Source organism: Companilactobacillus paralimentarius (assembly GCF_963227125.1).
Taxonomy (GTDB): Bacteria; Bacillota; Bacilli; order Lactobacillales; family Lactobacillaceae; genus Companilactobacillus; species Companilactobacillus paralimentarius.
The window spans coordinates 158,195-185,060 of record NZ_OY724131.1 but is presented as its reverse complement, the minus strand read 5'-3'; the positions used below and the strand labels follow the sequence as shown (position 1 = coordinate 185,060).

At 36.5% G+C, this 26,866-nt stretch carries 28 protein-coding genes; 4 read left to right on the top strand and 24 right to left on the bottom strand.

Features of this window, described 5'->3' with window-relative positions:
• Nucleotides 1-15 precede the first annotated feature (15 nt).
• Nucleotides 16-1,368: a PTS cellobiose transporter subunit IIC gene (gene celB, locus ACI6PB_RS00895; protein WP_025085451.1), complete on the top strand. Its 1,353-nt coding sequence runs from the start codon at nt 16-18 to the stop codon at nt 1,366-1,368.
• Between the two features lie 104 nt (nt 1,369-1,472).
• On the opposite strand, the gene ACI6PB_RS00890 is transcribed toward celB, so the two are convergent.
• Together ACI6PB_RS00890 and ACI6PB_RS00885 are read right to left on the bottom strand one after the other, a co-directional pair.
• The gene (locus ACI6PB_RS00890; RefSeq protein ID WP_404327602.1) at nt 1,473-2,510 is read right to left on the bottom strand and encodes a DUF389 domain-containing protein; all 1,038 of its coding nucleotides are present in this window, start codon (nt 2,508-2,510) and stop codon (nt 1,473-1,475) included.
• Entirely contained in the window at nt 2,485-2,706 is a 222-nt protein-coding gene (locus tag ACI6PB_RS00885) for a hypothetical protein (protein WP_404327601.1), read from the bottom strand. Before ACI6PB_RS00885 ends, ACI6PB_RS00890 begins: the two co-directional genes overlap by 26 nt.
• 109 nt (nt 2,707-2,815) lie before the next feature.
• Between ACI6PB_RS00885 and ACI6PB_RS00880 the strand changes: the two genes are divergently transcribed.
• Nucleotides 2,816-3,151, top strand: coding sequence for a PadR family transcriptional regulator (locus tag ACI6PB_RS00880; RefSeq protein ID WP_404279055.1), 336 nt, complete (start codon nt 2,816-2,818; stop codon nt 3,149-3,151).
• Nucleotides 3,144-3,977, top strand: a complete 834-nt coding sequence (locus tag ACI6PB_RS00875) for a hypothetical protein (RefSeq protein WP_025085449.1) — start codon at nt 3,144-3,146, stop codon at nt 3,975-3,977. The genes ACI6PB_RS00880 and ACI6PB_RS00875 overlap by 8 nt, the downstream gene beginning before the upstream one ends.
• A 102-nt stretch (nt 3,978-4,079) precedes the next feature.
• Here ACI6PB_RS00875 and ACI6PB_RS00870 read toward each other — a convergent pair whose 3' ends face one another.
• From ACI6PB_RS00870 to sufC, 10 genes are all read right to left on the bottom strand, one after another.
• A complete protein-coding gene (locus ACI6PB_RS00870; RefSeq protein ID WP_309510550.1) occupies nt 4,080-5,312 on the bottom strand; it encodes an ISL3 family transposase in 1,233 nt (410 codons plus the stop codon).
• A gap of 251 nt (nt 5,313-5,563) precedes the next feature.
• A complete protein-coding gene (locus ACI6PB_RS00865; RefSeq protein ID WP_404280818.1) occupies nt 5,564-6,409 on the bottom strand; it encodes an aldo/keto reductase in 846 nt (281 codons plus the stop codon).
• A gap of 184 nt (nt 6,410-6,593) precedes the next feature.
• Nucleotides 6,594-8,012: an NAD-dependent succinate-semialdehyde dehydrogenase gene (locus tag ACI6PB_RS00860; protein WP_056955920.1), complete on the bottom strand. Its 1,419-nt coding sequence runs from the start codon at nt 8,010-8,012 to the stop codon at nt 6,594-6,596.
• 180 nt (nt 8,013-8,192) lie between these two features.
• The gene (locus ACI6PB_RS00855) at nt 8,193-9,089 is read right to left on the bottom strand and encodes a serine hydrolase (RefSeq protein ID WP_404327600.1); all 897 of its coding nucleotides are present in this window, start codon (nt 9,087-9,089) and stop codon (nt 8,193-8,195) included.
• A 493-nt stretch (nt 9,090-9,582) separates the two neighbouring features.
• The gene (locus ACI6PB_RS00850) at nt 9,583-9,894 is read right to left on the bottom strand and encodes a metal-sulfur cluster assembly factor (protein WP_025085289.1); all 312 of its coding nucleotides are present in this window, start codon (nt 9,892-9,894) and stop codon (nt 9,583-9,585) included.
• Between the two features lie 11 nt (nt 9,895-9,905).
• On the bottom strand, nt 9,906-11,297 hold the full coding sequence (gene sufB / locus ACI6PB_RS00845; RefSeq protein WP_371125776.1) for a Fe-S cluster assembly protein SufB: 1,392 nt from the start codon (nt 11,295-11,297) through the stop codon (nt 9,906-9,908).
• A complete protein-coding gene (gene sufU / locus ACI6PB_RS00840) occupies nt 11,290-11,736 on the bottom strand; it encodes a Fe-S cluster assembly sulfur transfer protein SufU (protein WP_404327599.1) in 447 nt (148 codons plus the stop codon). Before sufU ends, sufB begins: the two co-directional genes overlap by 8 nt.
• Nucleotides 11,733-12,962 carry a cysteine desulfurase gene (locus ACI6PB_RS00835; RefSeq protein ID WP_404327598.1) on the bottom strand — a complete coding sequence of 410 codons (1,230 nt, stop codon included), beginning with the start codon at nt 12,960-12,962 and terminating at the stop codon, nt 11,733-11,735. Before ACI6PB_RS00835 ends, sufU begins: the two co-directional genes overlap by 4 nt.
• Nucleotides 12,934-14,115 (bottom strand): Fe-S cluster assembly protein SufD, encoded by a 1,182-nt coding sequence (sufD, locus tag ACI6PB_RS00830; RefSeq protein WP_025085286.1) that lies wholly within the window; start codon nt 14,113-14,115, stop codon nt 12,934-12,936. The genes ACI6PB_RS00835 and sufD overlap by 29 nt, the downstream gene beginning before the upstream one ends.
• Before the next feature lie 9 nt (nt 14,116-14,124).
• Nucleotides 14,125-14,916 (bottom strand): Fe-S cluster assembly ATPase SufC, encoded by a 792-nt coding sequence (gene sufC, locus ACI6PB_RS00825; RefSeq protein WP_025085285.1) that lies wholly within the window; start codon nt 14,914-14,916, stop codon nt 14,125-14,127.
• 393 nt (nt 14,917-15,309) lie between these two features.
• Here sufC and ACI6PB_RS00820 point away from each other — a divergent pair, with 393 nt between their 5' ends.
• On the top strand, nt 15,310-16,146 hold the full coding sequence (locus ACI6PB_RS00820; protein WP_025085284.1) for a MerR family transcriptional regulator: 837 nt from the start codon (nt 15,310-15,312) through the stop codon (nt 16,144-16,146).
• A gap of 419 nt (nt 16,147-16,565) precedes the next feature.
• On the opposite strand, the gene eutM is transcribed toward ACI6PB_RS00820, so the two are convergent.
• From eutM to cutC, 12 genes are read right to left on the bottom strand one after another with little or no spacing between them, the layout of a single operon-like run.
• Nucleotides 16,566-16,856, bottom strand: a complete 291-nt coding sequence (eutM, locus tag ACI6PB_RS00815; protein WP_025085283.1) for an ethanolamine utilization microcompartment protein EutM — start codon at nt 16,854-16,856, stop codon at nt 16,566-16,568.
• Between the two features lie 23 nt (nt 16,857-16,879).
• Nucleotides 16,880-17,551, bottom strand: a complete 672-nt coding sequence (gene pduL, locus ACI6PB_RS00810) for a phosphate propanoyltransferase (RefSeq protein ID WP_404327597.1) — start codon at nt 17,549-17,551, stop codon at nt 16,880-16,882.
• An 8-nt stretch (nt 17,552-17,559) separates the two neighbouring features.
• Entirely contained in the window at nt 17,560-19,095 is a 1,536-nt protein-coding gene (locus ACI6PB_RS00805) for an acetaldehyde dehydrogenase (acetylating) (protein WP_404279022.1), read from the bottom strand.
• 21 nt (nt 19,096-19,116) lie between these two features.
• Nucleotides 19,117-19,626 carry a BMC domain-containing protein gene (locus tag ACI6PB_RS00800; RefSeq protein ID WP_404327596.1) on the bottom strand — a complete coding sequence of 170 codons (510 nt, stop codon included), beginning with the start codon at nt 19,624-19,626 and terminating at the stop codon, nt 19,117-19,119.
• Between the two features lie 25 nt (nt 19,627-19,651).
• Nucleotides 19,652-20,239 carry a hypothetical protein gene (locus ACI6PB_RS00795; RefSeq protein ID WP_404327595.1) on the bottom strand — a complete coding sequence of 196 codons (588 nt, stop codon included), beginning with the start codon at nt 20,237-20,239 and terminating at the stop codon, nt 19,652-19,654.
• Nucleotides 20,240-20,253: 14 nt separating this feature from the next.
• Nucleotides 20,254-20,517, bottom strand: coding sequence for a EutN/CcmL family microcompartment protein (locus tag ACI6PB_RS00790; RefSeq protein ID WP_025085278.1), 264 nt, complete (start codon nt 20,515-20,517; stop codon nt 20,254-20,256).
• On the bottom strand, nt 20,511-20,810 hold the full coding sequence (locus tag ACI6PB_RS00785; RefSeq protein ID WP_404327594.1) for a BMC domain-containing protein: 300 nt from the start codon (nt 20,808-20,810) through the stop codon (nt 20,511-20,513). The genes ACI6PB_RS00790 and ACI6PB_RS00785 overlap by 7 nt, the downstream gene beginning before the upstream one ends.
• Before the next feature lie 12 nt (nt 20,811-20,822).
• On the bottom strand, nt 20,823-21,659 hold the full coding sequence (gene eutJ / locus ACI6PB_RS00780) for an ethanolamine utilization protein EutJ (protein ID WP_404327593.1): 837 nt from the start codon (nt 21,657-21,659) through the stop codon (nt 20,823-20,825).
• A gap of 2 nt (nt 21,660-21,661) precedes the next feature.
• Nucleotides 21,662-22,177, bottom strand: coding sequence for a hypothetical protein (locus ACI6PB_RS00775; protein ID WP_025085275.1), 516 nt, complete (start codon nt 22,175-22,177; stop codon nt 21,662-21,664).
• 4 nt (nt 22,178-22,181) lie between these two features.
• Nucleotides 22,182-23,306 (bottom strand): 1-propanol dehydrogenase PduQ, encoded by a 1,125-nt coding sequence (locus tag ACI6PB_RS00770; RefSeq protein ID WP_404327592.1) that lies wholly within the window; start codon nt 23,304-23,306, stop codon nt 22,182-22,184.
• Between the two features lie 24 nt (nt 23,307-23,330).
• A complete protein-coding gene (gene cutD / locus ACI6PB_RS00765) occupies nt 23,331-24,281 on the bottom strand; it encodes a choline TMA-lyase-activating enzyme (protein ID WP_404327591.1) in 951 nt (316 codons plus the stop codon).
• Nucleotides 24,282-24,304: 23 nt separating this feature from the next.
• Nucleotides 24,305-26,851 carry a choline trimethylamine-lyase gene (gene cutC / locus ACI6PB_RS00760; protein WP_025085272.1) on the bottom strand — a complete coding sequence of 849 codons (2,547 nt, stop codon included), beginning with the start codon at nt 26,849-26,851 and terminating at the stop codon, nt 24,305-24,307.
• Nucleotides 26,852-26,866 lie beyond the last annotated feature (15 nt).

The window sequence follows — 26,866 nt, the reverse complement described above, 5'->3', positions numbered from 1 at the left end:
GAAGGAGGGATTTTTATGTCAAGTGAGGATACAGGTTCTTTTAAGGATCGAATGATTAACCTTGCTGGTAAATTTGCGGCTACTAGATTTGTTAGAGCCATCATGGATGCCGGTTATAGTGTTATTCCATTCACCATTATTGGTTCCATTTTTCTTATTTTGAATGTTTTACCCCAGGCCTTTCCAATTCCTGGGTTTGCAGCAGTATATGCAAGCAGTTTAGGTCGTTTCTCTAATCTATTCCAAACTGGTTATAATGCTACAATGGGTATTTTGGCTTTGATCTTCGCAGGTCAATTCACATTCTCTTATACTAAAATTTATGCAAAAGAAGAGAATTTGAATCTAGTTCCACTAAATGCTTTATTTATGTTTTTAATGGCATTCTTCATTACCGTTCCCCAATTAATTTGGAAAAACGGTGTTATTCAATTTCAACAATCTCTAAAACCAGATAACATCATCGGTGGTGGTTACGCCGTATCTACTGGTGGTATTACAAGAATCGCTGCTGTAGGTATTTTTACCGGTTTAGTTGTTGGTTGGATTACAGTTCAAGTTTATCGTTTTACTGTTAAACATAACTGGCAAATCAAGATGCCAGCATCAGTTCCAGCTGGTGTTTCTAACTCATTCAGTTCATTGATTCCTGGTGCCTGTGTTGCCTTTGTTGTTATGGCACTTAACTTGATCTTTGTTCTTTTAGGAACTGATATATTCAAGGTATTATACATTCCATTTTCATTTATCAGTGATATTACAAATACATGGTGGGGCTTCTTGATTATCATCTTCCTTATCCACTTCCTATGGTGGTTCGGTATTCACGGTGCTACAATCATGAGTTCATTCTATACACCAATTATTTTAGCCAATATGATTGCTAATACTAAAGGTGCCAGCAACTTCTTTGCCGGTGATCCATTGAATGCTTTCGTTATCATTGGTGGTTCTGGTGCTACTTTAGGTGTTGCCATTTGGTTAGCATTCTTCTCTAGATCAGCTCAACTAAAGGAAATTGGTAAGGTTGAACTTGTTCCAGCTATCTTCAATATCAATGAACCTTTACTATTCGGTTTACCTATCGTTTATAACGTTGATCTATTTATTCCATTCTTAGGTGCTCCAATTGTTTCAGGACTTGTTAGTTACTTTGCTATCACATCCAAATTAGTTCCTAAGATTATTACTCAACAACCATGGCCTACACCAGTTGGTTTGAGTGGATTTATTGGTACTGCTAGTTGGAAAGGTGCTGTCCTTTCTATCGTCTGTGCCTTGGTATCATTCGTTGTTTGGTTCCCATTTATCAAACGTTACGACAACAAATTGCTAAAACAAGAACAAGAAGCAGAAGCTGCTGCATAGAGAGCTTGTTTCTACTATTCAGCAAAGTACAATGTCTATCTTGTCTTGCAATTAAAAATGCTTTCGATGATTTTTCATCGAAAGCATTTTTTAGTACCTAAATTCTAATCTAAAGTAAAGTGAACAGTCGCTTCAATCCCCAACTTATCAGCTAAGTTCTCTGCATACTTCTTAACTTCATCCTGTTTTGATTCACTATCTTTATTCAACTTAATCAAGATAATTGATTCTTTACTCTTTGTTTTACTTGCCAATTGACCAACATAAATTTTAGAAATATCATCTGGATACTTCTTAGTTAATTGTTGCTTCAGTTTCAACAAGTTTTTATCGCTATTATCAGTTGCTGTATTCTGTGTACTGTCATTCTTTTCCTGATCAACATACTTCTTAAAGGCGTTCACACTTAAGTAATTCCCCTTAGATAATTGTTGAAATTGTAATTTGTAACTCCCTAATTGATAGTCGCTTAACTTATCGTCTAAGTTATTTATCTCAGCGTGACTCAAATGACTACCGATAACGACCAATTTGATTTTTCCATTAGTGATTTGCTTATTCACAACATACAATTCTGGCAATTCATTATCGACAAGACTGGTCAATTGGGTCTCATTGTAGGTCTTTTTGACCAAAGTCGAAGCCGAAATCAAGCTGGGAATAGTAATGATTATTGCCGCCGCAATAATCAATATCTGATTTTTAAGAGGTATACCAGTTGCTCTTTTGGTCCTAAAATTAAAGATCAAAGTACAAATCATCGTTGCCAAAGCAATGAAAAAGGTATTGATCAAAAACAGATATCCAGCACTGAAAACAATGGACCATTTGAATTGACTCAATCCATATCCCACCGTTGATAGAGGTGGAATCAAGGCTGTTGCAATCGCTACTCCAGGTAAAATATTTCCCGGATCTTTCTTAGCGGAACCGATAATCCCGGCAACACCACCGAAAAAGGCCACTAAAACGTCCCAAATAGCTGGTTGAGTTCGTGCAATAATTTGATCACTGGCATCTTTAATTGGCGATAGTGAAAAATAAATCGTGGCCGCCAACAGTGCAACCACCAACTCAATTAGATAGAGCGTCGCTGCTTTTCGGATCAGTTTCGTATCACGAATACCGAAACCATAACCCATTCCAATGATTGGGTCCCATAATTGGTGAAATCAACATAGCTCCAATAACTACAGCCGTCAAATTCATATTTAAACCCACACAGGCAATGATTGTGGCACAAAATAGAACGGCAAAGTTAAGCCAACTGAGTCCTAAATTCTGTCGCACATGTTTATCAATAATATCTGATTTTAAAAGTTCTTCACTATCCATCATTTCTTCCCCACTTCACAATTTTCAGGCCTATTTTACCAAAGATACTACTATGCTTTACATATTAGATATTGTTGAGTAGTATGTATTACATAATAGTGAGGTCATAAGCATGAACAATTCTCAATTACTCAAAGGTATTCTAGAAGGCTGTGTTTTATTTGTTATTTCTGACGGTGAAGTTTACGGATACGAGTTAGTCCAAAAATTAAATAAATTAGGTTTTACCGATTTAATCGGTGGCACCGTTTATCCGCTACTTCAAAAACTAGAAAAACGCGGTGATTTAAACAGTCAACGTAAGCCTTCTTTGGAGGGACCTTCACGGAAATATTATTCCTTAACTAAACAAGGCAAAAAACAGATGGCTGAATTTGCCGACCAATGGCAGTCACTAGAGTTAGTAGTTAATCAAATCATTTCGAAAAAAGGTGGACAAGATGACTAAATCTGATGAGGTACAGGAACTAATTTCCAGTAACAATGATTTACGTAAAAAGCTCAATCCTGCTAACGAAAAATATTACAGCAACTTATTAATTTACGTCCGCACTGCTGGGTTATTCTATGACGACTACGAAGTTGAAAATAAGTTGTTAGAGATTCTTCAAGATATTATTGATGCTCAAAATGATGGATCTAACGCTGAAGACTATTTCGGACAGGCTCCCACTGAAACTGCCAATCAACTAACCGCTAGTTTTACCAAAATTAGTCTTCGTGATCGTTTGAAATTTTTGGGCGGTCTCTTTAGTATCACAGCCATTTGGACATTGATTATTCAGCTGAATGGTCAGGAACAACAATTGAATCTCGTACCTTTCATTTTAAACGGAATTTTCATGACATTCCTTATCTTCGCAGCTTTCTGGTTCATCCATCAAACTATTTACGCCAAAATTTTTGAACACAAGGCTGTCAGTTTTGCGAGCGCCTGGATAGTCAGTCTTTTAACTGTCTTAATCTTTACCGTCATCCAATTTACTAAGCCGGTTATGTTTAACATTCCCATTACTAATAACTTAATTATTATTATCAACGGCCTTGTTATCATAGGTTCCGTCGCTGCCTTATTCTTAGTTAAAGCCAAATGGCGTCCAGTCATGATTGCGGCTGGTCCTATGATTTGGATCATCACTTTGTCAAATATTTTCAAGGTTTGCCTACCTTCAAGTATGAAAAAATCCATCTTGATGATAACCGCCATTTTGAGCGTGTTCAGTATTATCTGGTTCTTTGGTTATTTCTGGTGGAACAATCGTAAACATCAGTAATTAATTCTAAAAGGCGTTGCTAGAATAAATTCGGCTGTTCGTCAAATCAAGTTGATGGCGGTTCAAGTTAACAGTTAGACCATAAATGGTCTAGCTGTTTTTTTATTTGGCTGATGAGCTTGCTCGAAGCCAAAACATTTGAATATTTATACGTTCAGTAAAGTTGTTCCAACTACGATATCCATAGGCACTACTTTTTATCTTTTTTATTCTTCCAATGATTCCCTCTAAAAATCCGTTGGAATATTTAAGCTTCAGTGCATTTAATATTTGTTTACGATATTTTCTTAATGATGTCATTGTTTGATCCATAGCGGTATTGAGTGGATGATAATTGAGTAGTATCTGATTCATTGTATCAGTATCGCCTGTTCTAATAGCCTTTAAAATATCTTGATATACTTCGTAGGACTTGGCGAAACCTTCGTCCAAATCTAAACACTTTGTGATTAAATTTAGATCCGTTTCATAATAACCAACACTGTACTGATACTTAGGGTTTATCTTTTCGATGGAATCGAATGATTCCAAGAATTTTTTCCAATCTCTCTTCATGAACAAGTATTCTTTACTTCTTTTAGGCATTCGTTTCATTACCTGTATTCTAGTTGAATTGAGAGAACGATTCATCATCTGAACGATATGAAATCTATCAACAACGACTTTGGCCTTTGGAAACAACTTTGGTACTAAATTAATGTATCCGGCATTTAAATCCAAAGAAATAGTTTTTACCTGTCTTCTGACTTTCAAAGGAAATCGACTGAAGTATTTACTGATTTGATATGAAGTTCTTCTGGGCAAGATATCACCCGTACGATGATTATCGCTATCTAACCAAATAAAGCTCATCTTGTCAGTAGACATAAATTCATCAAATGCCAAGTGCTTAGGAAGATGTTCAGGAAGTGATTTCTTGTGCATCTTGGCTTCTTCATCGATGATACGTTGAACGGTCTTATCGGAGACGTTAAAACGTCTGCCGATATCCTTCAATGATGTATTAAAAGCAGTTTCTGATAAGATCATTTGTCTAACAGGTTGTGCGATTTGACAATATTCCCAAACATAACTAGTTTTGGCTACAAAGATAGAGTTACAAGATTTACATTTATACTTTTGACGTTTCAGACTTATATACGTTGGACGTAATGATAATGATGGAGCGACTATCATATTTTTATTAAATCCATTCTTAACTAAGTGGCCTGCAAGGCCACAGTTAAGACAACGGTCAATCTGTTTAGTTAGCATTGCAAAATAGACTAAGGACTTGATGCCATTAACTAACATAAATTTTGAGTCTTCAGTAAAGATAATATTCTCATCTTTCATTTCAAGAGCGTTTCGTATAGACTTATTACTTAGGGACATCATTCAAATTCCTTTCATTGTGAAGCTGTAGAGGGTAGAACATCTAAAGGTATGGATGGTGTCTTTTTGATGTTCTAAAATAGTTTTATTAATAAATGGTATACAAAAATAGAGTTGATGGCAAAATGCCTATCAACTCTATTTATCGTACAGCCATAAATTCCAGCAACGCCTTTTAATCTGACCAATCCTAATAGCAAAGTCTTATATAACTAACCTTCAAAATTATATTCATCTGGATCTGGACCAACTCGGAAATCTTCATTCATATTATTAATAGTTTCCATATCAGAATCATCCAATGTAAAGTCAAATACATTGGCATTACTTTGCATTCTTTCAGAACGAACCGACTTAACAGCTAGTAGTACATCTCTTTGAATATCCCATCTCAAAATCACTTGAGCTACTGTCTTATTGTGCTTGTCAGCAATAGCTTTTAAAGTTTCATCTTTCAAAATTTGGCCTTGCATAAGTGGTGACCAAGCTTGAATCTTAATATCTTGAGTTTTTGCATATTCGTGCAATTTGTCTTGATTCAATTTTGGATGTGATTCAACCTGATCTAAAACAGGAGTTATATCAGCATATTCTGTCAATTCCTTCAAATGATGAATTTCAAAATTGCTTACGCCAATGGCCTTAATTTTTCCTGACTTATATAGATCCTCAAGCGCTTGGTAGGATTCTTTAAATGAATCATTGCCAGGCCAGTGAATCAAATACAAATCCAAATAATCTAAGCCTAATTTTTTCAAACTAGAATTAAAGGCTGCAACGGTTTGATCGTACGTTAAATGATCATTCCAAACTTTTGAAGTTACAAATAAGTCTTCACGTGATAAACCAGTTTCGTTTAATCCTTGACGAATACCTTCTCCAGTACCGGCCTCATTACCATAAACTTGGGCAGTATCGATTAGACGATAACCATTTTTAATTCCTTCAGCCACAACCTTAGCCGTGTCTTCATTCGGAATTTGAAATACACCTAATCCCAATCCAGGAATTTTTGTACCGTTATTTAGTGTTACGCGATCATTCAATGAATTAATCATCTTGTTTCCTCCAATTATCTGTAAAGAACATGTTGTTAATATATACCCTGCTAAATCAAAAAAATAGTACCCACTTTTTAGTTCTACACTAACCAAAAAGTACCTATTGGATCATATCAGTAGTTTGCCCGACAATACTTTCAAAAAAAAATACCCGATCTCTCGATCAAGTATTATTTATTAGCTATTTTTTAAAGATTGCTAAACCACCAGCCGGATTATTCCAATCTGGATCTTGTGCAGTTACAATTAATTTTTCATTTGTGAAGGCAGTTAATCCTAGTTGACTCATTTCACGACCATAACCTGAACCTTTAACACCACCAAACGGTAACTCTGGAAGAGAAACTAAGAACGAATTAACAAAGACCATTCCGGTTTCGATCTTTTCGGCAACAGCCTTTCCATGTTGTGGATCGGCCGAAACAACTATTCCACCTAGTCCTAATTTGGAATCATTAGCTAAATCGATGGCTTCTTGATCGGAACTTACCTTGAAGACTTGGGCAACTGGTCCAAACATTTCATCATAGAATTCTGGATTATCTTTATCTATATCAGTCAAAATAGTTGGTTGAATGAATTGACCTGGTAAATCAATTGGTTGGTTACCGTAATAAACTTTAGCACCACCGGCAATAGCCCTGTCAATTTGACTTTGAAGTTTTTCTTTAGCACGTTTGGAATTCATAGGAGCAATCGTAGTCTTAGGGTCCATGGGATCTCCTGGAACCAATTTTTCAAAATTTTCTTTAAGTTTCTTCAAGAATTCATCGTACAAATTATCAGCTACGATAAATCTTTTATCTGAAGTACATACTTGTCCAGCATTGTAGATACGAACTCTCCAAGCAAGATCAACAGCTTTATCAACATCAGCATCTGACAAGACTACAAAAGCATCAGATCCACCGAGTTCCATTGAATTCTTTTTAAGATTCTTGCCAGCCGTTTCAGCAACTGATTGACCGCCACGTTTTGACCCCGTTAATGCGACCCCTTGAACACGTGGATCAGCAATAATACCACTAACTTGATCATAACTAGCAAAAAGATTTGTCAAACTTCCCTTAGGTGCTCCAGCTTCTAGCACTATCTTTTCAAAGGCTGCAGCTGATCCCGGTGTATTTGAAGCATGTTTCAAAATCATAGGATTCCCAACCATAAAATTAGGAGCGAAGACTCGCATAATTTGATAGTATGGGAAATTCCATGGTTCAACCATCATCAAAACACCAGTAGCTTGGTGCAAGATCTCCGCATCACCGGTGTTGCGACTACTAATTGGTGTAGGTTTCAATAAATCGGCACCATTATCAGCGTAGTAGTCAGCAATGATTGCACAAAGTTCCACCTCACCTTTTGATTCAGCGTAAAGTTTACCCATATCGATTGTAGCAATTTTAGCTAATTCATCTTCGTTTTCACGTAATAGATCAGCAATTGTATGTAATGTAACAGCTCTACTGCTAACCGATTCATTCCGCCATTTTTTATAAAGTGCATACCCAGTACTCAAGGCAGATTCAATTTCCTCTGCCGTTGCATCTGGATAAGATTTTACTAATTCATTTGTATAAGGATTGATAGTTTTATAGGCCATAATAATTAATGCCTCCAAAATTTATTTAAAACATTTTGTTAAAGATTATGAGTCCATTGTAAACCCTATCAATTTTAAAATAAATACGTACCCTTTATAAAAATTGAATCGTACCACTTTTACTATATAGATAACAAAATCTTCTAGACAAAAAAAGCCGAGGATAACCTCGACTTTTTGTTAAGAATAATTTTCAATTTTGTTTCCGGCATCTGAGCCATAAACAATCTTCTGTACATTCTTTGTGATTTCAGCAATTCTTGAAAAACCGCTCAAACCACTTTGATTATGGCCATTCGTCATAACTACTAAAATATATCTTTGTCCATTTGGTAACGTCACAATGCCGGCATCGTTGTTAGTATCATTCAGAAATCCAACTTTGTCTTGGACAGTTGTTCCACTATCAGCGGCGGATGCTCCAGCAGGGATTCCTGTACGGTAAATTTGCTTACCCATTAAATCCAAAATTTTTGCTTGATCAGATTCATTTTCATAGGCACCTTTTCCGGTGACTAAATCTTCTAGCAGTAGTTGCAAACTATAACTAGTTGTTTTGGCAGCCTGTCCATCTTGGAAAACTGATGGATACCAACCTTGTTTTTTAATGAAGGTACTGATCGTACTAGCACCATACTTGTCAATTTGTGCTTCCGCAAAATCATTTTCGCTGTTAACGATCATTTTGTCAAAATTATCAGTATTTTCAGTCGTCCAACTAAAATTACCATTCGACTTTTGATTCATCAAGTAAGCTGTTAAATACAATTTATATGTACTAGCAGCTGTTTTAACTGCATGAGCGTTCGATTCAGTTTCCAAACTACCAGCTTGATAAAGTTTGGCATACTTACTATTAGCCGCGGCACTGCCACTTTCTGCACCTAAATTGTAAAAACTAACACTAGCAGTACCATCCTTGGTAACTGTATTCAGATAGTTAGTCAGATTGGTTTGAATAATTTTTTGTTTCTTTTTAATTGCCTGCTCAGTTTTAAAATTGTCAATAATAGTTGATGCATATGAATTATTGAAGAAATAACTCAAACTACCAACGATTATTATTGTTGCAATCAAAAGAACTCTCAAATATTTTTTGAATCTTCTTCTTTTGACTCGTATAAGATTACCTCATCCCATTAATCGTAAAAATTTAATAAAGTCAATTATACGAGCTATTTGTGAATTTTCTTTATACGTTTTCATTACAACTCTTTTAATATTTTGTAAATTTTGTTACATCTCTGAAATAAAAATCAAAAGTCAATTTGAAGGTAGGCTATAGTTTGTATGTGCTTAACTTCCCGTCTTCCGTAAGAATTGGGAATGTGTTGGAACGCTATGGGCGTGACTTGAAGCTAATAATTTTATAAAATGTTTAGCTTAATAAAACAAGAACGGCCTCTATTAAGGGATTCAAGTAAAGAATATATCTTGAATATTTAATGGAGGTCGTTCTTTTGATTTAAATTTCTTCAAAAATTTCAAAACATCAATAACATTAGAATCAGGGAAATCAGTCGATAGTAAAAAAATTGTGGGCAATCAACCACAAATCCAGTTAAATCGGTTATCCCCCAAAGATTCCCAGTGAAATTCGAGCATAACGACTCATTCTGGAGATATCCCAAGTTGGATACCAAACTAACTCAACCTCACACTCACTGATTCCCTCAACTGTTTCGGCAGCCTCTACAATCGAATCATGCAACATATCGCTCAAAGGACATCCCATTGTCGTCAAGGTCATTGTCACCACGGCTTTATTCTCATGCTCAATATTTACTCCGTAGATCAAACCCAAGTTCACGATGTCGATTCCTAATTCCGGATCGATCACATCCTCTAAAGCCTCCATAACTAGATCCTTTTTTTCTGTCATAATCTTATCCTTTAACCAATTGAACCTTCCATCTCAAAACTGATCAAACGGTTTAATTCGACGGCATATTCCATTGGGAGTTTTTTTGTAAATGGCTCCACGAATCCCATAACAATCATTTCAGTAGCCTTTTCCTCAGAAATTCCACGGCTCATTAAATAATAAAGCTGTTCTTCTGAAATCTTAGAAACTCGAGCCTCATGTTCCATTGAAACGTTAGCATTATCAATTTCATTATAAGGTATTGTATCAGATGAAGACTGATCATCCATAATAATTGTGTCACACTCCACATGAGCTTTTGAGCCATCAGAGTGCTTTCCAAAACGGACCGTACCTCGATAATCAACTGAACCACCAGTTTTAGCGATTGATTTTGAAACAATTGAACTAGAAGTATTTTTAGCATTGTGAATCATTCTGGCACCAGAGTCTTGATGAATTCCATTACTTGCCACAGCAATCGACAACATCGTGCCTCGGGCATTTTCACCATTCAAATAAACACTCGGATACTTCATCGTAACCTTAGAACCTAAATTGCCATCAACCCATTCCATCGTAGCGTTCTCTTCGGCAGCGGCACGTTTGGTTTCCAAACTGTAAACATTGTCTGACCAATTCTGAATCGTAGTATAACGACAATAAGCATCCTTTTGCACGTTAACTTCAACTACTGCCGCATGTAAACTGTCAGATGAATAATTTGGTGCGGTGCAACCTTCAACGTAATCAACTTTAGCCCCTTCATCAACAATGATCAATGTTCTTTCAAACTGACCAGAGTTTTCCGAGTTCAAACGAAAGTATGATTGAATTGGGATATCGGTTCTAACACCTTTCGGTACATAGATAAACGATCCACCTGACCAAACAGCTCCATTTAAGGCCGCAAATTTATTATCAGTTGGTTTCACTAATTTTCCAAACCATTTCTTGAATAGTTCTGGATATTCCTTTAAGGCCGTATCTGAATCAGTAAAAATGATTCCCAATTTAGCAAATTCTTCGCGCATATTGTGATAAACCACTTCAGATTCATATTGAGCTGACGATCCACCTAAGTATTTTCTTTCAGCCTCTGGAACACCCAAGCGATCAAAGGTTTCTTTCATTTTGTCGGGAACATCTTCCCAGTCACGATACTTTCTATCAGTCATTTTTTGATAATAAAGCATATTTTTCAGATCAAGCTTTGAAAGATCCGGACCATACGTTGGCATGGGTAATTTTTTGTAAGCTTCATAGGATTTCAGGCGATAATCTAACATCCACTGTGGTTCATTTTTTTCAGCTGATATTTGTCTAACAGTTTCCTCAGTTAAGCCTCGACCAGTTGAATATTTTGGTTTGATGTCATCGTGAAAACCATATTCGTAATCTGAATCATTTAAATCAATCATCGTCTTCATCTCCTAACGACTTTCTCAATGCCCACCAACATAATGTGGCGCACTTAATTCTAGCGGGGAACTGCATGATACTGGATAAAATTGCAGCATCGCCTAATTTATCTAAATCAGCTTGAGAGTGTTCTTTACCCATGACCATATCCGAAAAAATATGGGCCATTTTCAAACTCTCAGCTGTTGTTTTATTGAGGACTGCATCGGTCATCATACTAGCAGAGGACTGACTGATCGTACAGCCTTCACCAGTAAAGCCAATATCAGTTATCTTATCGCCATCTAATTTAATTTCTAAATTGATCACATCACCACAAGTTGGATTCTTCAAAGTAATCTTGTTCGTCGCACTAGACAAACTTTGCTTATGATGTGGATGTTCAGAATGATCCAAGATAACTTCACGGTACAAACTGTTCAAACCATTTAAACTCATACTTTGAAGAACTCCTTTGTGTCACAGATTGCTTGAATTAATTCATCAGCGTCCTGCTTATTATTGTAAATGTAAAAACTTGCTCGAGCGGTCGCTACTAAATTCAAATATTTCATCAGTGGTTGAGCACAATGATGTCCGGCTCGAATTGCTACTCCATCCATATCCAGGGCGGTCGCTACATCGTGGGGATGTAAGTTTTGTAAATTAAATGAAATAACGCCACTGTGATGATCATCATCGTGGGGACCATAAACAGTCAATCCATCAATCTCAAGCAACTTAGGCAGAACATAAGCAACCAAATCTTTTTCATAGTTCTCAACATTTTCCATACCAATACTGCTCAAGTAGTCAATCGCTTTACCTAGTCCGACTGCACCAGATACATTCTGTGTCCCCGCTTCAAATTTCCAGGGAATATCGGTCCAAGTGCTTTGATATTTCTCTACAAAATCAATCATCTCTCCACCATATTGGTAAGGAGACATAACTTTTAACAAATCAGCTTTACCATATAAAACACCAATTCCCATGGGAGCTAACATTTTGTGTCCGGAGAAAGCATAGAAATCAACATTCAAATCTTGAACATCCACTGGCATATGTGGAACTGCTTGCGCACCATCAGCCACCATAATAGCTTTATGGGCATGGGCAATTTGTGCTAATTGTTTAATATCATTAGTCACACCCAAAACATTACTGGCATGAGTTATGGAAACTATTTTAGTTTTATCGGTAATCTTCTTTTTAGCATCTTCCATATCCAATTGGCCATCAGCTGTTAAACCGATATATTTCAAAATAGCTTTTTTACGATTAGCTAATTGTTGCCAAGGAATCAAGTTGCTGTGGTGCTCCATAATGGAAATGACGATTTCATCACCAGCTGCAATATTGTCTTCGCCATAGGTACTTGCGACTAAATTCAAACTGTCAGTTGCACCTTTAGTGAAAATAATTTCTCGACTCTCCTTAGCATTGATAAACTGTTGTACCTTTTGACGAGCAGTCTCAAATTCTTCAGTAGCCCTCTCACCTAAGGTATGCACGCCCCGACGAGTATTAGCATTATCATTTTTATAATAACGAACAACCTCATCAATAACCTGATTGGGTTTCTGACTAGTAGCGGCATTATCTAAATATACTAATGGTTCATCGTTTACTTTTTGATTGAGAATCGGAAAATCCTTACGAATTTGTTGCAATTGTTTGTCCATCGGCTAATTTCCTCTCGATCGTTTGAACTAATTCCTCGCGAATAGCTTTGGAAGGAATCGAAACTAATACGTCACCCAAAAATCCTCGAATAACCATTCTTTGTGCTGTTTTTTTATCAATTCCTCGACTCATCAAATAGTAGAGCTGTCTTTGATCAACTTGACCGACACTTGCCGCATGTCCGGCTAAAACATCATTTTCATCAATCAAAAGGATTGGATTAGCATCACCATGGGCTTTACTCGACATCATCATAACGCGATTCTGTTGTTCGGCATTAGCACCCGAAGCACCTTTGATAATGTGACCAATTCCATTAAAAATTAATCGTGAACGATCCATGATAACTCCACGTTGGTTAATGTTACCAATGGAATGTTTACCATAATTAGTAACTCGAGTATTCACACCTTCTTGTTGCTGTCCTGAAGTGATGTCAACAACCTTAATTTCTGAATGAGCACCCTCACCAAACAAATCAGTATCAAAATCAGCTACTGTATCGCCAGAATTCATCAAACCGATTGACCAATCAACATAAGCATTTTGATCCACATAGGCACGACGACTTAAATAAGAAGTAACATTCTCTCCCATTTCATCAACTGCCGCATACCTCACTTCACTATTAGGCATTGCCATTACTTCAACTACACAGTTAGCAACACTTTTGGCATCGCCCTCTGTTCTAGTTCTTTGGATAAAGGAAAACTTCGAGTTTTCACCTGCCACAATTAAAATATGTGAAACAAAAGGTTGATTGGAATTCTGTTTCAATTCAATTTCAATTGGCTTTTGAACTACCGTATTCTCAGGTACATACAAGAAAATACCTTGATTCATGTATGCTGTATGATAAGCGGTCAACTTATTTTCGTCAGATTTTATAACTTTATTCATGAAGTACTTTTGGATCATTTCTGGGTACGCTGTCATAGCATCAAAAATATCCATCAAAATATAATCATCACAAATTGTTGGCACATTGGTCTTAATAATCGCCTCAGTCGATGGCGCCAATTGCCAACTACTAAAATTAAAACGTTGCATTTTAGGCAAGGGCAACTTATCAATCAACTCAAAAGATGCCTGTCTTTTTTGAGTGAACCAAGTTGGCTCATCTGTTGTCATCGCAAATTTTTCTAGTGTCATAATATCCCCTTAGTCGTCAATCAGATTCACATCAAGTCCTAATTCATCACGCAAGCCAGCATAACCTTCATCTTCAAGTTTTTGAGCCAACTGTGCATCACCAGTCTTTACAATTCTTCCATCCATCATAATATGAACAACATCCGGTTTGATATAATTCAACAATCTTTGATAATGAGTGATGATCAAAGCTCCAAAATTATCGCCACGCATGGAGTTGACACCTTTTGAAACAACCTTAAGCGCATCGATATCAAGTCCAGAATCAATTTCATCTAATAAGGCAAAACTTGGTTTGATCATCAATAATTGCAAAATTTCATTACGTTTCTTTTCACCACCGGAAAAGCCTTCATTCAAGTAACGCTCTGTCATAGCTTCACTCATATCTAGCAATTCCAAATTCTTGTCTAATTCCTTAATAAAGTCCATAACTGAGATTTTGTTATTTTCTGGTCGTCTAGCATTGATCGCAGCACGTAAAAATTCAGCATTCGTAACACCTTGAATTTCAGCTGGATACTGCATTGCTAAAAACAAACCTTTACGAGCACGTTCATCGACCGGCATATCTAAAATACTTTGACCATCTAGCAGAATATCACCGTGAGTCACATGATAATTTTTTTGGCCCATAATGGTTTGAGACAAAGTTGATTTACCCGTTCCATTCGGTCCCATGATGGCATGGATCTCACCAGTCTTCATCTCTAAATTAACGCCCTTGAGAATTTCTTTGCTAGTTTTTTTCTCTTCATCTGTAACTTCAACATGAAGTTCCTTTATTAACAATTCCGCCATTTTTATTCTCCTGTTTCGATAGTAATCGGTTCACAAATTTTAAAAATGATTCTTCTGTGTCATCAGTTCGTGATTTAATGCACTTTTGAGCGATTTAAAGACATTATTTATAACATCAGCTATCACTTTTTGCTTTGCATTTTCACCAAAGACGACCACATACCATCTCTTATTTATCATTTTACAGCAACGCTAAACAAAGAAGAACAGGCAATATAGACTAATATTATATTTTTTATATGCCAAAAATCATGACCATTTTTTTAAACAGATTTAGTCAATATTCATTATATATTCAGTCTAAATATAATTTGTCTCGAAAAACTTGTAAGCGTTTACATCTGTACTGTTATATAATACACTTATGAACGGTTTTTATCATGGAGGTTAATAATGGTCGACTCAAAAAATTTGCATACCATAGGTGAAACAGCAAAAATATGCAAAGTTTCCCGCAAAACTTTAATTTTCTACGAAGAATTAGGCATTCTCAAACCAGACTACATTTGTCCATCCAACGGGTATCGATACTACAGCGACTCCACTATTCAACTAATGCCAATCCTCAAATATTACAAACAGATGGGATTTAAATTACAGGATATGAATGGTGTTGGTGACAACAATAGTTGCTTGTTCCATGAAAGAAATTTTTTAAATCAAATATCATTTTTAGAAGACGAAGAAAAAAGAATTCAAAATTCTCGTCAAGCCTTAATGGATTGGTTGGAATTGATTCATGAAGGAATGAATGTGACCAGTAATAAATTTGAATCTATCAATATCAAATATATTCAACCATCTCAATACTTCTTTTTAGATCAAGATTTTGATTATGATTATAAAGAGTCTGTAATCAATGTTCCTTGGATCAGGTATTTAGAGGAGAACAACGCTGAAATCACCGGTCCTGTAATTCTAGCTTTTGATGACTGTCAAAAGAAATCTTTAGAATTAGCTAACCGAGTTACTATCATGCAAAAGCCTGTCCGAAATAATGACAGTAACCTACCATTGGAAAATATTGGCGGAAAAACTTTCATTTCATCTTATTACATTGGTGACCACTCTCAAATGTATAAAAAATACGCTGATATGGAAAATTGGGCTAAGAAAAATGGCTACAATTGCGGTCCAAATGTATATGAAAGATTCGTCGTCGACTACTGGACTACTACTGATATCAACATGTTTGTCACTGAAATTCTGATACCTATCGTTGAAAATTAATCTAATTCATATTCTGTTGTTCCAATATAAATCATTATATTAAAGGTGGGTAACGTGAAATACGATGATAAATACCATTTGAGTGAAGATCAAAATCATCGTTTTATAAACCGGATCAGATGAAAACTTTATTCTGGGACGGTAATAAGCGTACTGCAACTCTGATTGCCAATGGTGTAGGATTAATCAATGTGTCTTTAAACTTATGGAGCCAATGAAATAATCCTATCTTAGATTGGACTTATTCTAATGCAATACAGGATGTAAATTTAAATTAAAGCAAAAGCCAGCAACTCTGATTTGAAAGAGTTGCTGGCTTTTTATTCAAGAGCTGAATGTGCTAGTTCAGCTCTAATTTTTCGGAGTGTGAATATGGAGTTATAACTTGAGAAAAAATTGACTACTTATAATAATATTTTTTATTCAGCTGTAGTTGTTGTCTTTGGTAGAATATTTTCAACTTCTGCGTGTGGACGAGGAATTACGTGAACTGATAACAATTCACCAATTCTTTGAGCGGCTGCGGCACCAGCATCTGTAGCAGCTTTAACAGCTCCAACGTCGCCTCTAACCATAACTGTGACAATTCCGCCACCAACGAATTCTTTTCCTACTAAAGTAACATTAGCTGCCTTTACCATAGCATCGGCTGCTTCAATTGAACCTACTAGTCCTTTTGTTTCGATCATTCCTAATGCATCAGATTTCATTATAATTTCCTCCAAATTTTTCTTTATTTAATACGAATCCTAGTTTTAGAATTCATTCCTAAAGCATTTGCTTCTTCAGTATCGATATGGCACTCTAAACCAGATTTATCATTGGCTCTGATGGCTACATTGTTGAGTTCCCCACCACGATTGCCTTCGATAACGATAGTAACGATATCACCATTCTTGACACCGAATCTTTCAGCATCGCTTGACAACATATGAATGTGACGTTGGGCTACAATGACACCTTCGTCTAATTCAACTGATCCCTTAGGGCCAACAACAGTAACTTGTCCTGAATTTAGTAAGTCACCTGAAATTCTAAGTGGTGCTTTGATACCTAATTTAAAAGTATCACCTCTTAGAACTTCAACCTGAGTTCTAGCTCTGACTGGACCAAGAATTCTTACTTTACTGATTGATCCTTTAGGACCACAGATAATAACTGTTTCTTTACTAGCATATTGTCCAGGTTGTGATAGATCTTTTAAAGGAGTTAGCTGATAACCTTTTCCAAACAACTTATCTAAATCCGTTTGTGATAAGTGAATATGACGGTTAGATACTCCAACTGGAATTGTTTTTTCATCTGTTGTAGCCTTTTTAGCAATTTCCGCAATCACATCTTCTGAAACATTTGGTCCAGATAATTTCTCAACCAATTTACCTAATAATTCTTCATAGTCTTCCATGTCGACACCTACGCATTCATTTCAGATAATGTTTTTCTAACTAATTCAGTTAGTACTTTTAATTCTTTATCTGACATATCTTTTGTTACATGTTCTAGTGAACTGTCACATTGAGTTTTATTTACACATTCCTTAACAACATCTTTGAGCTCGGGATGATTAAAACTTTTATCGTCTTCAACCAAAGTTGTTACATCTTTCAAACCAAAGGCTACTTTCTTGATGTTAAGTAAATGTTTAGGACTTACATTCTCTGAAACAGAGCTTCCACCACATGTTCCGCAACCTAACGTGAAGGAAATTGGTAAACCAGTGCTGATACCTGTTCCGCCTTGACTACCACCAGTATTTACAAGAATTCTTGAAGCTGGTTTAGCTGCGAATTTCAAGACAATATCTTCGCGATTAGTGTGAAGATTCATTGTATGTCCAATTCCGTTTTGAAGAAGTTCGATACTTAATTGACAAGCTTCCTTCCAATCTTCCACAACGTAAAATGCTAATACTGTAGTTAGTTTTTCGTATGAAAGTGGATTGCCTTCACCAACACCAGATTGTTTACCAATCAAAATCTTTGTATCGGCAGGAACTTCGAAACCAGCTGCTTTAGAAATAACTTGTGGTGATCTACCAACGAATTTAGCATCCATTGCGTGTCCACCATTCTTGAATAACAAGTTGCAGACAGCTTCTGTTTCGGCATCATCCATGAAGTATCCGCCCTGTTTTTCTAATTCGCTGACGACTTCATCTTTATTACACTTTTCGCAGATAATGGATTGTTCTGATGCACAAATTGTTCCGTAATCGAATGATTTACTTGCGATAATTTGTGAAACGGATTCTTTTACATCGGCGCTACGTTCAATATAGGAAGGAGAATTACCAGCTCCAACCCCAATAGCAGGTTTCCCTGAACTGTAGGCTGCCTTAACCATTCCTGGACCACCTGTAGCAATAATCAATTTAACTTCTTTAGCATGCATTAATTCATTGGTTGAACCCATTGTTGAATTAGAAACACAAGTGATGATATTATCTGGTGCTCCAGCAGACTTAGCAGCTTCGTTCATGATTTCTGCGGCTCTAAAAGTACACTTAGCAGCAGCTGGATGTGGGGCAAAGACAATTGCATTTCTAGCTTTCAAAGCAATCATCGATTTGAAAATAACAGTTGAAGTCGGATTAGTTGATGGTACGATTCCCATTACCAAACCAACTGGTTCTGCAACATCCATAGTCTTCAATTCAGTATCTTTACTGATAATACCAACTGTTTTTTCATCTTTGATTTGTTCATATAGCAAAGTTGCTGCGGCATGATTCTTATAAGTCTTGTCGGCAACATTACCAAAGCCAGTATCTTCAACTGCCAATTGAGCTAACTCAACAGCATGTTTTTCTCCAGCAACGCTCATTGCTTTTAGAATGGCATCGATTTGTTCTTGACTAAAAGTTGAAATATCAATTGCGGCTTGATGGCCCGCTCTGGCAAGGTCTCTGGCTTCTTGAATTGATCTTAAATCTTTATCAAAATTCTCCATGTTCGCTCTCCTATATAATTACTAACCTTCCTTATCAGAATTCAATATTTCAGTAATAATCTGCTTCTTACTCATCTTTTGTAAATCGGCATCTGATATGTTCAAGTTCGTTTTAGTTTTTACTATTTTTCTAAGTTCAGCAATTCGTTTTGGTTCTAGTTCTTCTGGTTTAAAACCGACTGGTTTTTCCTTTGGTATCTCTTCTTCGCTTTCGACTGAATCTTCTTCAACAACTTCTTCTGGAATTTTTTTTGCCTTTGGATCATCCAAAAGTGGTTCGATTTCTGAATCAGGTCTGGCAATGACGTGTTTCGAAACTAGGAAATTATCTCCCAGTTGTTCGACCGCACTGGCTCCAGCATCAACGGCTGTTTTTACAGCTCCGACATCCCCAACAACTGATACTGTTACCAATCCGCCACCGACGAATTCTTTTGACACTAAGTCAACTTCAGCTGTTTTTAACATGACATCACTGGATTCAATAGCGGCGATTAGTCCATTGGTTTCTATTAACCCTAATGCTTGCATAATTACCTCCATCAATTTATATGAATTATTCAGTTAAGGAATAAACAAGTTCGACATCTTTAAGAGCTTTGACAGTAACGTTGGCTCCTTTAGAAATGAAGATGATATCGCCCTCTTTTGATACACACGAATTCTCATCAATGGAGATGTCTAATGCTCCTTTAGATATGTACAGATAAGTATCATTTCCAATGGTTTTAGTTAGTTCGGTATGATTTAGTCTGACTAGGCCAAACTTTGTTTTATTAGAATTTCCGAAAAAAATACTGCAATATTGACCGGAACCACCATTTATACAGTTAGGAATATCAGTAAAATGTATGCTGCTTCCGTCGATAACTTTTAATCCATTAGAATCAAATTTCATTACATACCGGTTATTCAAAGAATCTTTCAATATCTTTTTTATTATTGATACGATCAATTCTTCGGAAATATTTTTAGAACTCGTATTTTTCTTCTCTTCTGGTTCAATTACTTTTACATTTAAGCCATACTCTTCAATTAAATCTTTGGCTAAAGGTGTGATGATGGTATTTTGATCAATCTCAATGTTTGTTTGATCATTCGAGTAAGCGCTTTCAATAGTGCTTGCACATAGTGCCTTTTTCATTTACCAACACCCCCTCAGACTGGTTTACAGCTATCATCAATAATTCCGATTACAGCTGAATCTATTGGTATACTGTTATCCCCCAAAGCCTGTCTTGCTGCAGTGCCACTGGCTACGATGACTCTATCCCCAATACCGGCGCCAATTACATCACAAACCACAATTTGTTCTCCGTTTTTTCTACCGCCAGTTATCTCCGCTAACATTAGTTTTAAACCATTCATATTATCAGCTTTTCTAGTTGCCCAGACGTTATCTATTAATTTAGCTATTACCATTGCTCAGTTTCCCATGTTTTCTTAATCTCTTCGATTGCTGAAGTAACGGAGGCGGTATCGCCAAAGATGGCGAGCATGATCATATTCTGAGGACAGCTACCCCTGATATCTTCAGTGGTAACACCAACAGCCTTTTCAGCAATATCCGAGGCTACAACCATTTCGATCAATCTTCCTTGAACCAAACCGACGGCGTCGATGTTGTCGATTTTGTCTCTAATTCCAGAACCCTTACGACGATTCAATATCGCCATGGTTCCTTCACTAGGTGACTTGATAATTCTACATTCCATATCTACTGCCTCCTAATCTATGACCTCATTTGTACAACTTTTGGCAATTCCTAAAGGAGTAACAAACATGGGATTTATTGGTTTATGTGTTGTTATTCCTGTTTTCTTCTCAATGATCTTTTCAATACCGCTTAAGCAAGCAGTTCCGCCTACTAAATACAAATCTTTCACGTCATATCCAGCAATCTGAGTCGTTATGATAGTCGAAATTTTTTCAATAACTGGTTTTAAAATCGGTAATAACTCTTTGTGATTATTCTTATTTCTCTTATACAGTTCCGCGTCTTCAAACGAAGTACTCATTGCTCCAGCGATAGTTAAAGTTAAGTGAGTTCCACCAGTTGCTTCATCGGATATTTTGACTACTTTTCCATTATTTAAAATGGAAATTCCAGTCGTTCCACCACCTATATCTACAATTGCTCCATTCTTAATGTTTAAAACATTATTAGCGGCTGTTGGTTCATCTAAGATAGATGTAATTTCAAAACCTGCACTTTGAATTACATTTTTAATTGCTCCACCATCCAGTGATTCGGTATCCGGTGGAATGGCTGCGGAAGAATAAACAAGTTCTGTATCAAGCAGATCTTCTAATTTCTTTTTCAATTTTTTTACTAAAGTAATGGCTCCAAAATAATCAACAATCATTCCATCTTTTACAACATCTGAATATTCATATGCCCCTGCAACTGGTTCATATTCAGAATTCATAACTACTAGAACTACACAAGCAGTTCCTAGATCAACACCTGTGTAATATATTTTGCTTTCATCAATTACTGGATTGGCAACAACGGCTTCAAATTTTGAAACTAAATTATTACAAGCCTGCATACTTTCACCCATAATTAATCCTCCATTAGTTTACGAATCTGATCGACCAGCTCTATCTTTACTAAATTCAATTGATCTTTCGAATCTAATTGAATTTCACATATTCTTGATAAACACTTCTTAAGTAAAATAATCACTTTATACTTAGGGTTTCTTAACGTTTCTTTTGTTATAGGTTTACTAAGTACTTCACTTGCGTCACATGAATATATCTGTAAATTTGGTGGCATTTCTTGATCAAGCAACTCATATACTTCATAAATACCGTTGCCTAATTTGACATCTATTTCATAAGCCTCAACGATAGCAGCTTGTAAATCCAGCTTTAAAAGTTCTTCAGTAGCTGTCTGATTATATGTTTCTGGCTTCTTTTGGATGTCTTTTGAATGATCTTTTTCGATTATTTTTATTCCTTTACCGGTTAAAAAACTCTTGGCTTCAGGCGTTAACCTGTCGTTCTTGGAAATCATATATTCTGAAAATTCTGCTTTGTGATAGAGACCCTGTAATTCTCTTTCCGTAATAAACATATCTTTAGCTTCCTTTAACTAACTTAAGATATATATTTTCTAAATCTTCTTGTGTAGGAACAACAGGATTAGTTACCGTACATCTATCTTTTAATGCTGCTTTAGCCATATCTGGAACTGCTGATTTATATTCATTTTCGTCAATTCCTAATTGAGCAATTGTTTTAGGAATTGAAAGTTGATCAGTTAATCTCTTCAAATTACCAATCAATAAATTAACAGTTGATCTATCTGTATATGATGAAATATTTAACACTCGAGCAATTTGTGCATATCGGTGTAATGCTTCAGTTTCTTCAGATCCATCAATTCCAGAATTATATTGAATGACATAAGGTAATAACATTGCGTTCAGTCTTCCGTGAGCTTTATGAAAGCGACCACCTAAGGCGTGAGCCAAACTGTGACAAATTCCTAATGAAGCTCCACTGAAAGCCATCCCCGCCATACAAGATGCATCATGAACGACCTTTCGTGCTTCTACATCGTTACCATTTTTGACAACTTTAGGTAATTCATTCCAAACAATTCGAATAGATTTTTCAGCCAACGCATCAGTGAAACTGGTACTATTCAGTGATATATAGGCCTCCAAGTCGTGTGTGATTACATCCATCCCCGTGTCAGCTGTGATTGTTGCTGGAACACTCATAGTTAAACTTGGATCTAATATAGCAATATCTGGAATCATATCTTCATCTACCAAAGCATATTTACCATTGACGCTGGGGTCTGAGATAACTGCAAAGGATGTAACTTCACTACCAGTTCCACTGGTACTAGGTATACAGATCAACTTGATCTCGATATTGTCCATGAGATGCTTGATTACTTTGGCAGTATCCATTGCTGAACCACCGCCCAGAGCAATGATCGTATCAGGCTTCAATGATATTCCTTTGAATAATCCACCTGAAACTACATCAATTGAAGGATCAGGAACTACTTCGGAAAAAATATCATATTTAACGTCTAATTTATCTAGTGCATCTGTTACTGCCGAAATCTTACCTGACTTGACCATGAATGGATCACAGACAACCAAAGCATTTTTGATCGGCATATTGGAAAGTTCACTTATTGAATTATTTCCACTGATTATTTCTGTTTTCATACTGAATTTATTCATATGATTCCCTCCTTTCATCTAGTATTAATGTCTTATAACTTTTACAGGAAAATCGTATTCTTTGATCCAACCTTCGATGCGGTCCAAATCTTCGTCGGATAAACTTGGATCACCTTTGACTGGATAATCAATTCCTAGTTGTCCGTACTTGTTAACTCCGAGCTTATGATATGGCAATAAATTAATACCTTGGAAGTTAGGGTAATCACGATATGGCATTAAGAAATCAATAATTTGATGGATTTCTTTTTCACTATCATTAACACCTTTTAGCATTGGCATTCTGATCTTAACTTGATAACCACGTTCGAAAAGTTCTTTCAAATTGGCCAAAATTCTTTCATTGCTTATTCCTGTTAACTCATTGTGTCTTACTGGATCCATGTGTTTCATGTCATACAAGAACAAATCAATATAATCAGCCATTTCCATCAATTTGTTCATACGACTGTGTCCACAAGTTTCAATAGCTGTATTGATTCCGTCAGCTTTGCAGGCTTTCAATAAAGCTAATGCGGCATCAGGTTGTGAAGTACATTCACCACCACTCAAAGTTACGCCGCCGCCTGATTGTTGATAAAAGGCATCATCTTCATGAATAACTTTCATTAATTCAGGTATGGTTTTAATGGCTCCGGTAATATGGAGTGCATTCATTGGACAAACTTCTTCACATTTGTGACAACCAATACAAGAAATATCACGTCTAACACGATGTTGACCATTCTCATCTATGTAGTGGATCCCACGGGGACAGGCTTCAACGCATGCCATACAATCGCTACACAAACTTTCTTTGAACATAACTTCGTATTTTCGGTTCATACCCTCAGGATTAGCACACCATCTGCATCTTAATGGACAACCTTTCATGAATACAATGGTTCTTATACCTGGTCCATCATACAAACTATATTTCTGAACATTGAATATCATTGCCTGACGTTCAATGCCACCATCCACATTTGTATCCATTGTTTTCATCTCCTGATTGTTAATTAAAAGTGAGTAAGTACCGTACGACTGATGATTTCATCTTGAACGTCTTTACATAATTCAACGAAGAAAGCACTGTATCCAGCAACACGAACAATCAAATCACGATATTGTTCTGGATGTTTCTGAGCGTCAATCAATGTCTTATTGTCCAGATAATTAAATTGCATTTGTCCATTACCTAAAGCACAGGCTGTTCTCAACAACATAATCAAGCTCTCTTCACCTTCGGAGGTATCTAGTAAACTAGACATGATCTTGAAGTTATGAACCATTCCGATATTCATTGAATCGTTAGACATCTTCGAAACAGACTTGATAATAGCTGTAGGTCCTTTATAATCGGCACCTTGTGTAGGACTAATACCATCTGATAATGGTGTCCAAGCTTTTCTACCATTAGCTGAAGCACCTGTCATTTGTCCAAACGGTGTATTGTTGGAAATTGATAATGTTCCGTGACTCAAGTTTGAGAACAATGTCTTATATTTCTTATGCTCTTCTTCTGTGTAAGCAATGATATCGGCAGCAATTAAATCAGCATAGTCGTCATCATTTCCGTACTTAGGAGCAGCTAAGCAATCCTTACGAGCTTGATCGTTATTTTCAAAATCAGAAACAAGAATCTTGTTTAATTCTTCAAGTGTGTATTTCTTATCATCAAAGACTAATTTCTTGATTGCAGCCATTGAATCTGTGTAAGTTGCTAATCCTGACCAAACAACACCTGGTCCGTAATTGTACATTGCGCCACCAGCAGATACATCCTTACCATGTTCCATACAACCTTCATACATAATTGACATTAATGGTTTAGGTGCTAGGCTTCTGTGAACTCTTTGTGAGATAACAGTTGCAACATCAGTCCATTTAGTAATGTACTTAATTTCTTCCTTAACGGCGGCATCGAATTCTTCGTATGTTTTGAACTTCGATAGATCACCCATATCTGGACAAACCTTCTTGCCGTACCACAGGTCAACACCATGGTTTAGAACAAGTTCGATACAGATAGGCCATTGTGTATAAGCTGTTGATGTCCATTGATATAGTCGACCAGACTTCTGTGGTTCAACACATCCCATCAAACAGTAATCACGAGCATCTTCAAGTGAGACACCTTTGGCAAGCATGATCTTAATGTGCGTGTCATCAAAGTGACATGCTGGGAATCCCATTCCGGCTCTAACAACATCAACGATCTTCTTTAGATATGCACGAGGTGATTTACTGTGAATACGGCAAGCTAGTGAAGGTTGGTAAACCTTAACGTGACGAACGGCATCCATTAATAAGTAAGTCAAATCATTAGTTGCATCTAGTCCTTGACGTGTCACACCACCGACACACATGTTAACGAATGGTTGGTAACCAGCGAAGAACTTAGATCCACCTTCACTTGTGATCCACATCATTTCTGACATCTTAATCAACATACATCCAGCAAGTTCAAACGCTTGATAGTTAGTCATGTTACCGCTTTCAATATCATGTTTAAACATTGGGTACATGTATTGATCAACACGACCAATTGACATACCCGTTTGATTCTCTTCAACAACAAGTAGTGATTCAACTGTCCAAACAGCTTGGATAGCTTCCCAGAAAGTATCTGGTTTGTGTGCAGGTACCTTGGCATTGATTTCAGAAATTTTTAGCAATTCAGCTTTTCTCTTAGGATTGCTTTCTTTATCAGCCATTTTCTTAGCGTATTCTGACATTCTCTTGGCATAAATCATTACACCATCAGTTGTGTCGATAACTGACTTGTAGAAGTAAATCTTGTCAATATCATCTGGATTTTCATAATCCAATTCTTCAAGATGAGCTTTTGCTTCATTTTGAATATCGACCATACCTTTTTTCATCAAGATAACATCGTAACCAGGGTTAGAATCTCCACCACCATTTAGTTGATGGTATGAACAATCAGATACAAATGATTCGCCTGATAATTCCCAAACGCCGGCCTCACGATATTGATCTTCACAATATTCATCTACTGACTTACCTTTCCAATATGGGAAAAGTTCTTCACGCATGATTTTCTTGTCTTCATCAGAAATGTAGAAAGGATCTTGGGGTCTTGTACCGATCGTATCAATTTCGTCTTCCATCCATCTCCAAGCGATATCAGGTGAAAAGGCACCAGCTCTAGGAGCTCCATTTGGGGCACCAACGATCAATTCATTATCTTGAATAACTAAAGGTGCTGTTTCACAACAGTACTTGAAACATTTGGCACGTAACATAATCTTTGGCATACCAGGATTTTCTTTAGCAATCTTAGTAATGGCACGTGCACGATAAGTTGTGATTGAAGGAACTTGCTTCAAATAGTTGTCTTTTAGAGCCTTCAATCTACTTGTAATTCCGTCTGGAATTTCAGTTTCTTCATCTTCAACAACAACTTTACTAGGCGTTGTTTCAGCATCTTTAGATACTTCATTTGAAACTGAACTAAACATTTTCACTAATGCTTGGCGTTCTTCATCGCTTAAGTCTTTAGTAGCTTCAGATAACTTTGCTGAAAAATCTTTAATATTCATATCATTCCCTCACTT

Coding starts and splice junctions, on each gene's coding strand:
- celB (WP_025085451.1), top strand. CDS start 16: ATGTCAAGTGAGGATACAGGTTCTTTTAAGGATCGAATGATTAACCTT.
- ACI6PB_RS00890 (WP_404327602.1), bottom strand. CDS start 2,510: ATGGGTTATGGTTTCGGTATTCGTGATACGAAACTGATCCGAAAAGCA.
- ACI6PB_RS00885 (WP_404327601.1), bottom strand. CDS start 2,706: ATGATGGATAGTGAAGAACTTTTAAAATCAGATATTATTGATAAACAT.
- ACI6PB_RS00880 (WP_404279055.1), top strand. CDS start 2,816: ATGAACAATTCTCAATTACTCAAAGGTATTCTAGAAGGCTGTGTTTTA.
- ACI6PB_RS00875 (WP_025085449.1), top strand. CDS start 3,144: ATGACTAAATCTGATGAGGTACAGGAACTAATTTCCAGTAACAATGAT.
- ACI6PB_RS00870 (WP_309510550.1), bottom strand. CDS start 5,312: ATGAAAGATGAGAATATTATCTTTACTGAAGACTCAAAATTTATGTTA.
- ACI6PB_RS00865 (WP_404280818.1), bottom strand. CDS start 6,409: ATGATTAATTCATTGAATGATCGCGTAACACTAAATAACGGTACAAAA.
- ACI6PB_RS00860 (WP_056955920.1), bottom strand. CDS start 8,012: ATGGCCTATAAAACTATCAATCCTTATACAAATGAATTAGTAAAATCT.
- ACI6PB_RS00850 (WP_025085289.1), bottom strand. CDS start 9,894: ATGACAGAAAAAAAGGATCTAGTTATGGAGGCTTTAGAGGATGTGATC.
- sufB (WP_371125776.1), bottom strand. CDS start 11,297: ATGATTGATTTAAATGATTCAGATTACGAATATGGTTTTCACGATGAC.
- sufU (WP_404327599.1), bottom strand. CDS start 11,736: ATGAGTTTAAATGGTTTGAACAGTTTGTACCGTGAAGTTATCTTGGAT.
- ACI6PB_RS00835 (WP_404327598.1), bottom strand. CDS start 12,962: ATGGACAAACAATTGCAACAAATTCGTAAGGATTTTCCGATTCTCAAT.
- sufD (WP_025085286.1), bottom strand. CDS start 14,115: ATGACACTAGAAAAATTTGCGATGACAACAGATGAGCCAACTTGGTTC.
- sufC (WP_025085285.1), bottom strand. CDS start 14,916: ATGGCGGAATTGTTAATAAAGGAACTTCATGTTGAAGTTACAGATGAA.
- ACI6PB_RS00820 (WP_025085284.1), top strand. CDS start 15,310: ATGGTCGACTCAAAAAATTTGCATACCATAGGTGAAACAGCAAAAATA.
- eutM (WP_025085283.1), bottom strand. CDS start 16,856: ATGAAATCTGATGCATTAGGAATGATCGAAACAAAAGGACTAGTAGGT.
- pduL (WP_404327597.1), bottom strand. CDS start 17,551: ATGGAAGACTATGAAGAATTATTAGGTAAATTGGTTGAGAAATTATCT.
- ACI6PB_RS00805 (WP_404279022.1), bottom strand. CDS start 19,095: ATGGAGAATTTTGATAAAGATTTAAGATCAATTCAAGAAGCCAGAGAC.
- ACI6PB_RS00800 (WP_404327596.1), bottom strand. CDS start 19,626: ATGCAAGCATTAGGGTTAATAGAAACCAATGGACTAATCGCCGCTATT.
- ACI6PB_RS00795 (WP_404327595.1), bottom strand. CDS start 20,239: ATGAAAAAGGCACTATGTGCAAGCACTATTGAAAGCGCTTACTCGAAT.
- ACI6PB_RS00790 (WP_025085278.1), bottom strand. CDS start 20,517: ATGGTAATAGCTAAATTAATAGATAACGTCTGGGCAACTAGAAAAGCT.
- ACI6PB_RS00785 (WP_404327594.1), bottom strand. CDS start 20,810: ATGGAATGTAGAATTATCAAGTCACCTAGTGAAGGAACCATGGCGATA.
- eutJ (WP_404327593.1), bottom strand. CDS start 21,659: ATGGGTGAAAGTATGCAGGCTTGTAATAATTTAGTTTCAAAATTTGAA.
- ACI6PB_RS00775 (WP_025085275.1), bottom strand. CDS start 22,177: ATGTTTATTACGGAAAGAGAATTACAGGGTCTCTATCACAAAGCAGAA.
- ACI6PB_RS00770 (WP_404327592.1), bottom strand. CDS start 23,306: ATGAATAAATTCAGTATGAAAACAGAAATAATCAGTGGAAATAATTCA.
- cutD (WP_404327591.1), bottom strand. CDS start 24,281: ATGGATACAAATGTGGATGGTGGCATTGAACGTCAGGCAATGATATTC.
- cutC (WP_025085272.1), bottom strand. CDS start 26,851: ATGAATATTAAAGATTTTTCAGCAAAGTTATCTGAAGCTACTAAAGAC.